This is a genomic window from Levilactobacillus suantsaiihabitans (genome assembly GCF_004745505.1).
Classification (GTDB): Bacteria; Bacillota; Bacilli; order Lactobacillales; family Lactobacillaceae; genus Levilactobacillus; species Levilactobacillus suantsaiihabitans.
In genome coordinates this window covers 23,572-36,006 of the sequence record NZ_RKLX01000024.1, presented here as the reverse complement: position 1 = coordinate 36,006, position 12,435 = coordinate 23,572, and the positions used below count along the sequence as shown (strand labels likewise).

Annotated in this window: 9 protein-coding genes, 1 tRNA gene and 1 rRNA gene; 8 read left to right on the top strand and 3 right to left on the bottom strand. The window is 53.8% G+C overall.

Annotated features, from left to right (window positions below; all coding sequences use genetic code 11):
- The 6 genes from rrf to EGT51_RS11215 form a co-directional block, all read left to right on the top strand.
- Positions 1–112: ribosomal RNA gene (rrf, locus tag EGT51_RS11240) — 5S ribosomal RNA — on the top strand; the annotation flags it as partial.
- Positions 113–194: 82 nt separating this feature from the next.
- A tRNA-Thr gene (locus tag EGT51_RS11235) sits at positions 195–267 on the top strand.
- 803 nt (positions 268–1,070) lie between these two features.
- The gene (locus EGT51_RS11230) at positions 1,071–1,661 is read left to right on the top strand and encodes a hypothetical protein (protein WP_135368798.1); all 591 of its coding nucleotides are present in this window, start codon (positions 1,071–1,073) and stop codon (positions 1,659–1,661) included.
- 336 nt (positions 1,662–1,997) lie between these two features.
- A complete protein-coding gene (locus tag EGT51_RS11225) occupies positions 1,998–2,903 on the top strand; it encodes a C39 family peptidase (protein WP_167850200.1) in 906 nt (301 codons plus the stop codon).
- Between the two features lie 12 nt (positions 2,904–2,915).
- Positions 2,916–3,764: a C39 family peptidase gene (locus EGT51_RS11220; protein WP_135368796.1), complete on the top strand. Its 849-nt coding sequence runs from the start codon at positions 2,916–2,918 to the stop codon at positions 3,762–3,764.
- Positions 3,765–3,921: 157 nt separating this feature from the next.
- Positions 3,922–7,491 (top strand): MucBP domain-containing protein, encoded by a 3,570-nt coding sequence (locus EGT51_RS11215; protein WP_135368795.1) that lies wholly within the window; start codon positions 3,922–3,924, stop codon positions 7,489–7,491.
- 234 nt (positions 7,492–7,725) lie between these two features.
- Here EGT51_RS11215 and EGT51_RS11210 read toward each other — a convergent pair whose 3' ends face one another.
- From EGT51_RS11210 to EGT51_RS11200, 3 genes are all read right to left on the bottom strand, one after another.
- The gene (locus EGT51_RS11210) at positions 7,726–8,256 is read right to left on the bottom strand and encodes an NUDIX hydrolase (protein ID WP_135368794.1); all 531 of its coding nucleotides are present in this window, start codon (positions 8,254–8,256) and stop codon (positions 7,726–7,728) included.
- Between the two features lie 90 nt (positions 8,257–8,346).
- Positions 8,347–8,985 carry a DUF421 domain-containing protein gene (locus tag EGT51_RS11205; protein WP_135368793.1) on the bottom strand — a complete coding sequence of 213 codons (639 nt, stop codon included), beginning with the start codon at positions 8,983–8,985 and terminating at the stop codon, positions 8,347–8,349.
- Positions 8,986–8,989: 4 nt separating this feature from the next.
- A complete protein-coding gene (locus tag EGT51_RS11200; RefSeq protein ID WP_135368792.1) occupies positions 8,990–9,436 on the bottom strand; it encodes a DUF3290 domain-containing protein in 447 nt (148 codons plus the stop codon).
- 135 nt (positions 9,437–9,571) lie between these two features.
- Here EGT51_RS11200 and EGT51_RS11195 point away from each other — a divergent pair, with 135 nt between their 5' ends.
- A complete protein-coding gene (locus EGT51_RS11195) occupies positions 9,572–10,831 on the top strand; it encodes an MFS transporter (protein ID WP_135368791.1) in 1,260 nt (419 codons plus the stop codon).
- Positions 10,832–10,886: 55 nt separating this feature from the next.
- Positions 10,887–12,221: a dihydrolipoyl dehydrogenase family protein gene (locus EGT51_RS11190; RefSeq protein WP_135368790.1), complete on the top strand. Its 1,335-nt coding sequence runs from the start codon at positions 10,887–10,889 to the stop codon at positions 12,219–12,221.
- The last annotated feature ends 214 nt before the right edge of the window (positions 12,222–12,435 follow it).

The window sequence follows — 12,435 nt, the reverse complement described above, 5'->3', positions numbered from 1 at the left end:
TGGCGATAGCCTAAAGGATACACCCGTTCCCATGCCGAACACGGAAGTTAAGCTTTAGCACGCCGATAGTAGTTGGGGGATCGCCCCCTGCGAGGATAGGACGTTGCCACGCGACTGAAAGGACCCAGTGATTGGGTTCTTTTTTTGTACAGTCAGGTTGTCACCGTACCTAAAATCGGTGATAATAAGAGTATGCCGCTTTAGCTCAGGAGGTAGAGCGTTTCCATGGTAAGGAAGAGGTCGTTGGTTCAAATCCAATAAGCGGCTTATCAGGACAAATTAGAATGTCTTTACAAAGAAAAGCGGAATCGGCACCCTTTTGGGCCCGTCTCAGCTATGTAAGGGTGAAGCAAACGCGCCTGGGATAAAACCTCCCAGGCGCGTTTCTTTACAATCCACCGGAAAACATTAGAATCCATTTTAGACAGGGGGCATCAGCAGTACCACGCAGACGGTGCCACAATTGATGCAGCGCGTGTTAGCTAGTTTGCAGTACGCTTACAAGCGTTGGTCAAACAACTGGGTTTGTCCGGCTCTTGCCGTTACTTTGTGGGGAGATGGCGGTTTTACCGATGAGGTTTCGTGGCTTACCGGGCCGACAGGGGATCGGGTGCCCATCAATTTGGTAATGCCACTACGGCCGATAACGGGACGAGGCACCAACTTTGGAATGGACGCCGACTCTGGGTACCGCTGACGAAACGCGCACTAGTCAGGCAATTAGATTGGGCCCGGATCTTGTAGTGGCATTTAGCGGATGAGCAAGCTTATTATTTACGCTTTAATTATGCCGGTGCCAGTGTCGATCGCCGATTAGCACCGGCAGTTGCGCAAGCTGGTTATCGGTATTTTAGTCAGCAGTTACATCGTTACATCACTGGCATGACGACTTAGCTTGGAATCCGGTGGAACTAGAGGGCGTGTTGATGTGCTACTTTAAGATGCGGGGACACTGATGAACCTTTTTAAAATAATTTTGTGGAGTGGTCGTAAACGACATGTTGTGTCAGGGTGATTTGCTATGATAAGGGTGTTCAATTGAATTAATCTCTGAAAGGAAGTCGGCACACATGCAAAAATTACCGTTTAGTCTGTTAGATAGTTGGGCGTTTTGGTCCACGCCAGACGCGACCACTGTAGCGGGACAGGATCCCCAAACCGTTGAAGCACGTTTTGGTGAGGTTTATCAACCAAACTATTTTCCAACTTCAGCGTTGTCAAAAGATTTAGCGCAACAATTGGCCACCACTAAGTATGTGATCGTCGGGTTAAATCGCGGTAATGCCGAGGTTGACCGTGATCCGCAGACGCCATTTTTGAGCTTCCATGGACCGAAGCGAAGCATGGACTATCGCTTGGCGGCGGCGCTATATGATACTGAGATGTGGGGCGCGTTTATGACGGATTTAGATGCGACTATTAACAGTGACAGTACGGCGGTTCAACCGGGGAAAGCCCAAGTTGAGGCCTTAGAACAACACTTAGCTGACTTAGGCATTCCGCAAACGGCTAAGTTGATTGCGTTAGGCAATGTCGTTTTTGACACGTTAAGTAAGTCAGCTACGCGTCGGGTGTTTAAGTTAAACCATTATTCCGGCGCTAACGGGCATTGGCAGGCGGACGCCGAACGGCAAGCGGTACAAGCCGCGATTGAAGGTTAACGACCATTATTAAGCATATCTGGCAACGAGCCTGGGACAAAGCTATCCCAGGCTCGTTTGGCGTCACCGTTACATAGCTGAAATGTGCGCCAAAGAGCAGTCGGTTCAATCGCCTTTTGTCTGTCTCACTCTCTTTCGGAACAGCGGGGAATACTTGATCATAGCTGATGCTGGTGGGCTGACGCGGTCAAAGATGAAGGTATTCTGCATGCTAAATAACCCGTTAAATTACCATCGGTCGAACCCATTAATATCCTAACAATCCTTGTATTCCGAAGGTTTTCCGCTGTATACTTTAACTATATGTCAGAGTTAAAGCAGATTGGAGATAGGAAAATGAAGTTTAAAACCATGGCATTGAGTTTGGCAATTGCCGGGGCCTGGAGTTTGGGGACCGGGGCGCTGTCTGCGCAGGCCAGCACGACGCAGCACATCGTGTCGCAGAAAAAGGTCGCCAAATTTGGCAAGGTCACGGGTAACTCGGCTGGCAGTTTGTATGCGTTTCAGACTAGCGAGGGGGCGTTAACGTTACGCGCGACGCATCAGCTGAGGAACTTTAAGCACACGGCTTGGGAAATCAGCAAGTCTGCGCTGGTGCAAAAGGCCAATGGTAAAACGTACCGCTACTACTATGTTAAGGCCTTAGGCGCCAAGCAAACGGCCAAGGGCTGGGTCTGGCACCGTTATTTGAAGACGCCGAAAACGGTCAAATTGGGTGCACCCTACATCAGTCAACAGGCCGTCAAAGCCTGGATGGGCTGCGAATCGGCGAGTCTGTTGGAGGGGCTGCACTACAAGGGCGTTTTGAAATCGACCGGGCTGGTGGCCTTCATGAAGCACCTGCCACGCAGTAAAAATAACAATCCGAATAATGGGTTTGCCGGGAGTCCCTACAAGGTCACGCCGGGCGTGTTTCAATCCATCTTTCCCAAACCGCTGGCGAAGTGGGGCAACACCTACACGCCAGTGAAGAACATTAGCGGCGCCAAGTTAAGTCAGTTACGCGCACAATTACGGCGGCACAATCCGGTCGTCGTTTACGTGACGCTGCACTTTGCCAAAGCCCAATACGGTCACTACTTCTGGGGGACCGGCATCAACAACAGTCACGTCATGTTGCTGGACGGGTATCGCAAGGGCGGCTATCACGTGGCGGATCCGAACCATGGTAAGTATTGGGTCAGTGCGAAGAAGTTTGCCCGCAGCTATAACTACAAGCATTTCGCCGTTGCGGTCGAATAAGGAGGCGTAAAAATGAAAAAAATCATCACGTTGCTGGCTAGTTTGGGAATCGGCTTGGGCCTGGTCGGGGGTCTGACTGCCCAGGCGAAGACCACGGCTCCTAAGTCCGGACGCTCACGGGTCTCGCAGGTGGTTCGCAGTGCCGGCTGGCGTTTGTGGAACCAACCGTATACCAAGTCGGCTAAGGCCGTCCGAAAGACTGGTAAGCTCAAGGGCAAGCTGGTTCAAATCGACCAGGTGGCCCGGGCCGGTCAAGCGACCTACGTGCAAATCAGCCGGCGTGGACACGTGTATGGCTGGCTGAACCAAAAGGGCCTGCGGACGCCTAAACAGTTCGTCTTACCCTACACCTACACCAGCCAGCTCTACCCGCTTTACGCACCCAATGCCTGTGAAGCAGCGAGCTTGAAAATGGCCTTGTCGGTGAAGGGGATTGCGCGCAAAACGTCGCTCAAGACCATCATTACCAAGATGCCTAAGGCTAAGACTCCCAGTCGCGGCTTCGTGGGCAACCCGTACACGGAGAGTCGTCCCGGAGAAACGCGGACGATTTATCCCAAGCCCCTAACGGCCTATACCAAAACATATGACGCCCGCGCTGCCAATATTTCTGGCGCTACGAAAAATCAATTGATCAAAGAGATCAAACGCGGCAATGCCGTGATTTTTGCGGGTGCTTGGCGGATGCAGGGTGCCCGGCCGTACCACGTTTTGACCCTGGTTGGGTATCGGCGGGGCCAATTCTTAGTCGCTGATCCGTACATGAAAAAGTCGTGGCCAAATAAAGTTTATTGGACCGGGACGCGTAATTTTATGAAAGTGTACCAATCCCGCCACTCGCGGGCGATTGCGGTCCGTTAGGCCGTGTTGTGGAATCACCGTTCAAAGGCGGGGGTTCCTTTTTTGATTGTGCAATCAAGAACTTATTCTCTTCTGTCTATTAACCTGATAGGATATTGATTATCGGAGAGAGAACAACAGGCAATTATAGACATCATTATTTTGGAGGAGAATCAACATGGCACAAAATGTACGCACCACTTTATGGCTGACGGCAGCAGCAACCCTCGTGGGGACGGGGATGCTCTTGGAATCACCCAAGGCCAGCGCCGACGCAACGGATAACGATAAGTACAGTCACGTCACTCGCAAAGAGACCTCAGTTTTTGAATGGATGCCCAGCCCAAATTTGCGAAAAATCGTATTGAAAACGCTTCAGCAACAGGGAAAGAACATCCAGAAGGAAGGCGACATCAAGGGGTCATACATGTCCAGCATCAAAGAAATCATTGTCGATAAGGATACGGTCGTGGGTAGCGGCATTCAAGACCGCCTGCCGATCAGTCTGAAAGGCTTAGAGAAGGCAAAAAATTTACACACGTTGATTTTAGACGGGGCAGCTACCAATTTTGACGATGAGGGGAACAACCATTATGGTGAACACCCACATGTTATGCCCAAAGGGAATGTCGTTAATTTGAATCCGATTGCAGATTTGGGTAATTTGCGGACGTTGAAGGTGATGAACAGCCGGTTGTCAAATATCCAGCCGTTGGCGGGGATGATGAAATTGCAGAATTTGGACCTGAGCGGCTGTCAGATCAGAGACTTCAGTATTTTGAGTCAGTTGCAGTTGGAAAGTTTCAACGGCGACAACCAGTTCATCTCAGATGCTTCGGCTTATGTGGATAGCAAGCTGACCGGTCAGCTGGTCAACGGCACCCATACCCGGGAAGGGGAACAGTATCAAATGAAGCCGCTCGAGCGCTTTGCCGTGCCGATGTATGCGGAAGAAACGCGGAATAAGGATACTGGAGACCTGATTTCGACAATGCCATTTTACCGTATCCACTTTAGCGGTGGGGAAGCCAAACCGGATGGCCAAAAAGGATTGGTTTACGACAAGCTTCATGTGCCTGAAAGCGTCCGGGATGGGGATAACTTTACGGATGGGAAGCTGACCAATCTGAAAGACAATCATGACCGGTTCGCCATGCTGGGGGAAATTCGTGATCCACAAAACCCAGACCGCGTCCTGTGGACTTTTGTGCAACAGTACCAGCCGAAAGGTCACGCCGCGCCGGTGAAGGTTCATTACGTTGATACGGCAGGCAAAACAATCGGTGAAGATGACGTCTTAGTCGGTGCGCTGGGAGAAAATTACGATGCGCAGCCTAAGGATATTGACGGGTACATCTACAAGGAAACGAAAGGTGAACTAACCGGTTCCTTTACCAAAACGGAACAAGAAGTGACCCACGTCTTTGAAGTCGCGTCCACGGACATTGACGACGGGGATGATGAGGACGATGGTCACGATGCTGGCAACGGCAGCGATACGAACGGTGGGAACGACCACGACGGTTCTGATAACGGAAGCGGGGGTAGCGACCACGACGGTTCTGATAACGGAAGCGGTGGGAACGACCACGACGGTTCTGACAATGGAAACGGTGGGAACGACAACAACGGTTCTGGCGACGGAAACGGTGGGAACGACCACGACGGTTCTGATAACGGAAACAGTGGGGATGACCACAACGGTTCTGGCGACGGGAACGGCGGCAGCGACCACAACGGTTCTGACAACGGGAACGGTGGGAACGACAACAACGGCTCTGATAACGGAAACGGTGGGAACGATAACAACGGTTCTGATAACGGAAACGGTGGAAACGACAACAACGGCTCTGATAACGGGAACGGTGGAAACGACCACGACGGTTCTGATAACGGAAACAGTGGGGATGACCACAACGGTTCTGGCGACGGGAACGGTGGCGGCGACCACAACGGTTCCGACAATGGCAACGATGGCGATACCAACGACGGCGGTGATGTAACTGGCCCCGGCACAGGTGGCGGCAACGGTGGAAATCCTGGTACTGGTGGCGGCGATGAAGGCACTGGTGACGGTTCCGGTAGCGGGTCTGGCGGCGCTGGGACTGGTGACGGGGATGATAACGATAACCAGTCAGGCACAGGTGACGGCGATAGTGATGGCGGTGACCAGCCGGGCCAAGGTGGCGATGGTAACGTAACCGGACCAGGCACAGGCGGCGCTGGTGGTGGTAACAGCAACGGTGGCCAGCCAGGCGGTGGCAATGGTTCCGGTGGCTCTGGCGGATCTGGTGGTAACGGTGGATCCGACGGTGGCGACGGTGCTGGCAGTGGCGACGGCGGTTCTGACGGAAACGACGGCGACAACGGCAGTGGGGACGGTAACGGCTCTAACGGCAGTGGAAACGGTAACGGCTCTAACGGCAGTGGAGACGGCAACGGCTCTGGTGGCAGTGGAAACGGTAACGGTTCTAACGGCAGTGGAGACGGCAACGGCTCTGGTGGTAGCGGAGACGGTAACGGCTCTAACGGCAGTGGGGACGGCAACGGTTCTAACGGCAGTGGGGACGGCAACGGTTCTAATGGCAGTGGAGACGGTAACGGCTCTGGTGGCAGTGGGGACGGCAACGGCTCTAACGGCAGTGGAAACGGTAACGGTTCTAATGGCAGTGGAAACGGTAACGGTTCTAATGGCAGTGGAGACGGTAACGGCTCTGATGGCAGTGGCGATGGCAACGGCTCTGGTGGCAGTGGAAACGGTAACGGCTCTAACGGCAGTGGAAACGGTAACGGTTCTAATGGTAGTGGGGACGGCAACGGTTCTAACGGCAGTGGGGACGGCAACGGTTCTAACGGCAGTGGAGACGGTAACGACTCTAACGGCAGTGGCAACGGCAACGGCTCTGGTGGCAGTGGAAACGGTAACGGTTCTAACGGCAGCGGAGACGGTAACGGCTCTGATGGCAGTGGCGATGGTAACGGCTCTAACGGCAGTGGAGACGGTAACGGCTCTGATGGCAGCGGCAACGGTTCCGGTAATGAAGACCAAAATGATACCGGTACTGGTGGGAACACGAACGGTGGCGGCAACAACACCGGGAATGGGAACACCGGCAACGGAAATGGCAACAATTCCGGGTCTAACAACGGTAACGGCACTGGTAATGGAAATACGAACGGCAATGGCAATAACACTGGTAATGACCAAGGTAACGGCAATGGCAATAACACCGGCAATAGCCAAGGCAATGGTAATGGCAACAACACCGGTAACGGCCAAGGCAACACCACTGGCACCGGCAACGGCCAAGGCAGTGGCAACACCACCGGCAATGACAGTACCACGGGCAACGGCTCCGGCACTGGTGATGGCAACACGACCGGTACCGATTTAGACCACACTGGCGGGTCAGCTGGCCAAACAGGGCTGGACGATGATGAGGCCGCAGATCAAGAAATCACGGGGTCTGCCGATGACGACTTGACTGATGGCACCGGCAGTTCCACCGGTAGCAGCGCGCCAAGTGGGTTGAGTTACGGCGGCGGTTCTGGCGCTAGTGGTTACTCAGGGGGCAGTGGTTCCGGCAGTAGTTACGGCCACACCAACGGCGGCAGTGGTTCTGGGTCCAGTTATAGCTCAGGGGCCTTACCGCAGACCGGCGAACAGAAGTCCAAGTTGGCTTGGTTCGGCGCTTTGTTAGCGGCCTTCACCCTGAGTGGCTGGAAGAAGCGTCGCGACCATGACTAGGGCAACGACCACGGAATAGAAGGTATTTGCGAAATGAACATGACTCGTCAGCCAGTCTTTAGCAGCTATAGACGAGTAGGAAGGAGATCCCTTTATGCGTAGCGAACCGAAACGAGGCCCAGTGGCCTTTACGCCGCTACACTGGTTTGGCTCTCTCCTAGCGGCCTTTCGTCAGGAGAGTCACGATCCGAAACACATCACTAGGTAGACTTAAAAACGTGTTTAGTCCAACGACTAAGCACGTTTTTTTAATGGTTCATGTACATGTTCCCACGCCCGCTGCAACTCAACGGTGTAGGCGTTAAAACCGATTTGGTTCAGGTGGTCATGGGCGGTGGCCAGGTCAAAGTAGGCCACGCGTTGGAGCTCCTCGTGTTGAATCGTGAAGTCGGCCAGCTGCCGGTCTGTTTGAAAGGCAAACCAGGCCTCAATCCAATGCGAATGGGGCTGGAGCAGGTAGTTGTCGGCCGGACTGACGGGCAGGTCGAGGCCCAATTCCTCGGTCATTTCCCGGTGCATGGCGTCCGTAATGGTTTCCCCCGCCACGACGGAACCGCCGACGGAACAGTCCCAACAACTGGGAAAGTTCAGCTTATTGGCCGAGCGCTGCTGCAAGAGGACCTCACCGGCGGGATTGAAAATAAAGGCGTCGACCACCAAATGAAAACACCCCGGGCGCACGGGGTCCTGACGCTGTTGCTGGCCCACTCGCTGGAGTCGCCGGTCATACACGTCCCAATATTCACTTAACCGATCTGCGGCCATGCGCGTCATCTCCTTAGCTTTAATCCTAGCGTACCACTTTTAGGGTTAAAGGTTGAAGGTTAAATTAAATAACCACCAAATCCATACCGGTTACTCCTGTTCGTAACGCGTAATTTCAAACTGATGATTCTCGTATTTGGCCATGTAGACGTCCCGAATGTTGGCCACGCCGTGTTGTTTCAGTTGAGCCAAGAGCCAGTTTTCGTCGTGACTCATCAATTCCAAGACGTCGTAGTCAATCTGACCGTCCACGATGACCGGATAGCGAATGGACCCGTCGCCCTGGCGCAGGACGGTGAGGCTGCCATTTTGCTCGACGATGGCCCGTTTGACGTCGTTGATTTGATAAACGCCGGCTGTTCGTAATTTGAAATCAATCTCCTTGGCCGATAAATTGGCCTTCAGACAGTTGTGGACCAACAGCTGGCCGTTGCGAATCACGGTGATGGGGCCGCCGTCGATGAATTTGCCCACGGCGCGCACGTGAATTTTCAGGTAGCGGGTGACCAAAATCAGGAGCGACCAGATCAACAAGACGATGACGAACTGAATCAGGGTGACGGCGGAATTGTAGATGACTCCGCCGACGATGCCCCCTAAGACGTAGTTTTGGACCTGGTCGATGGCCGAGGTCGGCGCCAGGTTGCCCTTGCCCGAGAAGTTGATCAGCAGCGTCATAAAAATGAAGCCGACTAGTAATTTAATGAAGACATCTGAATAGACAAACATACCGTTACTCCTTTACGATGGTGACTTTGGGCCGCTGTAGCTGGACACGTTCCACCACGTAGGCGGAGCCGTCTGCATTGTAAGCTAACCGGTAATAGCCGCTGGGGGCCTTGATCAACAGGTTATTGTTCGTGGTCGTGGCGTTGACCGCCAGCTTGCTGGGCTGCACGTCCAGCTGTTTGGCCACGTTTTTGACAATGCCCGTGATCTCACTGGTCTGTTCGGTGGCCGAACGCAAGGAGACCAGACTGTTGATTTGAAAGCCCAAGACGAGCAACAATAACGTGCCGGTGATGATACTCATATCTTTATATTTGACGTTCCAGCTGTGCCGCAGATAGGTGATGAATAGGCCGATGAAGACCGCCAGTAGCGCGATAATCAAGGCAATTCGCAGGTACTGCCAGTTGCTGTGATGATTTGTAAGGTATCCATAAGTATAGAATGTCATCGTGTACTCCCTTCAATTGTTTCTAGGGGTTATTTTATCACGAAATACCTGATGTGCGGGAAATGATGAAAACAGTCTTTAAATTAAAATATTATGAGAGTATAATTAGAACAATTATCATGAGGGGGTGTCGCGATGGACGGGCAAATCACCAATCGTCAGTCGATCATTCAAATTGTCAAGGCGGCCAGTAGCGATATCATTGGCACGTTGGGTGGGGATGTCTTCAGCTTTGCTTTGGGCTTAATGCTGCTACACACGACGCATTCGGCTATTAGCTTTGGCCTGGGCTCCATCATCTATCCGCTGGTTGGCTTATTGCTAGTCATGCCCGTCGGTAACCTGGTCGACCGTCGCCGGCACAAGCCACTGCTGTTGACGAGTCGGGGCATCGTGGTTCTGAGTTACGGCGTGTATGCACTGTTGGCGCCCCACGTGAGTAACGAAATGGTCCTGGCCATCGTCGTGCTGACCGTGATTGCCAGCGCGGACAAGGTCACGTCCACCACCTACATGGCCTCGGTCCACGAGCTAGTCAACGATAACCACGTGAAGACCCTGTCGACCATTGAACAGGCGGCGATGGCGGGGATTCAGCTGATCTCCCCATTGGTTGCGGCCGCGCTGTACGCCTGGATTGGGTTCGAGGGCATCGTCCGGTTGGAACTCGGCGTGGAAACCATTACCTGGCTGATTGCGTTGAGCATGCGCTTCCACCCGCTAGCCAATGCCACCGACAGTGGTGCGCCCAAGTCACAGTGGGCGCAATTCAAGGTGGGTCTGGACTATATCCATACCCATTTTACCTTGCAGTCCGTGGTTATCTTGGGCATCTTTTTGAATTTCTTATTGGCGTCGATCGACGTCGGCCTGCCGTACGCCATCGTGCAGACCCGTCATCTGGGTAACGCGCGGTTGAGCTGGGTGCTGAGTGCTGTGGCCGGTGGGGTGTTGTTGGGCAACCTGGTGTTAACGGTCCTGCCGCGGTTTAAAAATGTGTTGCTGGCCATCTTACGACTATCGTTGATGTTAGGTGGTATCATCGCTGTGATGGGCATCTGCTTCATCGCACCGTTGCGCGCCGCCATCTTGATTGGCAGTTTAATTGTCTTATCGTTTTTCTCTGGCGTCATCCTGGCCTTCGTCAACACGCCAATGTCCGTGTACATGCAAATGACGGTGCCGACCAAATTGCTGGGCCGCGTTGGGTCGACCTTTAGCACGTTGATGCAGCTGGCCTTACCATTAGGGACCGCGGCGTACGGCGTGTTCTTTCAAAAATTTCCAGCCGGGCCCGTCTACCTGATCACGGGTATCGTCATCATGCTTTACATCGGGTTCAACTACCTCTTAGTCCACCATCACGAGGCCGCGGAGCAAATTAAGCGAGGTTAAGTCGTTTTCGTGCTAAACTCGAAGGCGTAGATGAGACGAAATGGAGGGTGAAACGATGCAAGAATTTGATGTCGTGATTATTGGTGGCGGCCCCGGCGGCTTAGCGGCGGCGTACGGATTACACGGCCACGGCCTGAACGTGGCGGTCGTGGAAAAGGACCTCTGGGGTGGCACGTGCCCAAACCGCGGGTGTGACCCGAAGAAGATTCTGATGGCTGCCGTTGAAGCTCAGGGCCGCAGTGAAGCCTTGCAGGGTCATGGGTTGACCAGTGTGCCGCAAATTGACTGGCGCGCGTCGATGGCTAAGAAGCGCGCTTACACGGAAAAGATTCCGTCCGGGACCCTGGAAGGCCTCAAAACCGCGGGTATTGCGACCTTTCACGGGACGGCCAGTTTCAATACCGATGGCACCTTGACCGTAGGCGAGGACCAACTGAACGCGGCCAACTGGATCATTGCGACCGGCCAAGAACCGCGATTGCTCGACATTCCGGGCAAGGACCTATTGCGCACCAGCAATGACTTTTTGGACTTGGACACGTTACCGGCCGATATCACCTTGATTGGAGCGGGCTACGTCGGCGTCGAACTGGCCGCCATTGCCAGTGCGGCCGGCAGTCGGGTCCATTTGGTCCACCACAATCGGCGGCCGTTGCGGGCCTTTGACGGCGACCTGGTCCACGACCTGATGGACCGGTTGACGGCCGAGGGTGTGGACGTGAAATTGGACACGGACGTGACCGCCGTTGTCGCCGTTGATGACCAGTATCAACTGACGACGGCGAGTGGCGAGACCTGGACGTCGGACCTAGTTTTCGCCACCGCTGGGCGGACACCAGCGATCGACGACCTGCATTTGGCACGCATCGACGTGGTCACCACGCCGCACGGGATTGCCGTCAACGACCGGCTGCAGACCACCAATCACCATGTCTTTGCCCTAGGCGACGTGGTCGATCGGCCTCAGCCAAAATTAACGCCGGTGGCCGGCTATGAAGGCCGCTACCTGACGGCCACGCTGACCAACGGCGCGGCTGACCCAATCAGCTACCCGGTCATTCCGTCGGTCGTTTATGGCAAAACGCAATTGGCCCAGTTGGGCGTGACTCCCGCCGAGGCCGTTGCGGAACCGGAGAAGTATCACGTCAATGATCTGGACCTGACCCACTGGTACAGCTACCAACGGACAGCTGACCCGGCCGCCAGAATCAAAGTGGTCGTGGATCAGGAGAGTGGCAACATCGTGGGGGCGGCCGTGTTGAGCAGCGAAGCCGAACAGGTCATCAATTACCTAGACTTCGTGATTCAAAACCACATGAGCACGGCGGATATCAACCAGACCATTCTGGCCTACCCAACGCTGGCCTCTGATCTGACTTACTTTAACTAGCTTAGTTGCCTACCGTTACGCGTAGGCTGTGCTGGAACGCTGCGAGCGGATGGGTCTCGTCGCCGGTTGGCTAGTGAGAGTCCGCTTAGGTCAACGTTACAATGATTATCCATAAAAGATAGAATAGACCCATAAAATTAAAGAAGCACCCCTGGAATTGTCAGGTGGTGCTTTTGTGTTACTCGGATTTGGCGTATGATAGAATTTATTAGAC

What these genes read in the sequence shown, in the direction of transcription:
- EGT51_RS11220 (WP_135368796.1), top strand. Translation starts at nt 2,916, where the DNA reads ATGAAAAAAATCATCACGTTGCTGGCTAGTTTGGGAATCGGCTTGGGC.
- EGT51_RS11215 (WP_135368795.1), top strand. Translation starts at nt 3,922, where the DNA reads ATGGCACAAAATGTACGCACCACTTTATGGCTGACGGCAGCAGCAACC.
- EGT51_RS11230 (WP_135368798.1), top strand. Translation starts at nt 1,071, where the DNA reads ATGCAAAAATTACCGTTTAGTCTGTTAGATAGTTGGGCGTTTTGGTCC.
- EGT51_RS11195 (WP_135368791.1), top strand. Translation starts at nt 9,572, where the DNA reads ATGGACGGGCAAATCACCAATCGTCAGTCGATCATTCAAATTGTCAAG.
- EGT51_RS11200 (WP_135368792.1), bottom strand. Translation starts at nt 9,436, where the DNA reads ATGACATTCTATACTTATGGATACCTTACAAATCATCACAGCAACTGG.
- EGT51_RS11210 (WP_135368794.1), bottom strand. Translation starts at nt 8,256, where the DNA reads ATGGCCGCAGATCGGTTAAGTGAATATTGGGACGTGTATGACCGGCGA.
- EGT51_RS11225 (WP_167850200.1), top strand. Translation starts at nt 1,998, where the DNA reads ATGAAGTTTAAAACCATGGCATTGAGTTTGGCAATTGCCGGGGCCTGG.
- EGT51_RS11190 (WP_135368790.1), top strand. Translation starts at nt 10,887, where the DNA reads ATGCAAGAATTTGATGTCGTGATTATTGGTGGCGGCCCCGGCGGCTTA.
- EGT51_RS11205 (WP_135368793.1), bottom strand. Translation starts at nt 8,985, where the DNA reads ATGTTTGTCTATTCAGATGTCTTCATTAAATTACTAGTCGGCTTCATT.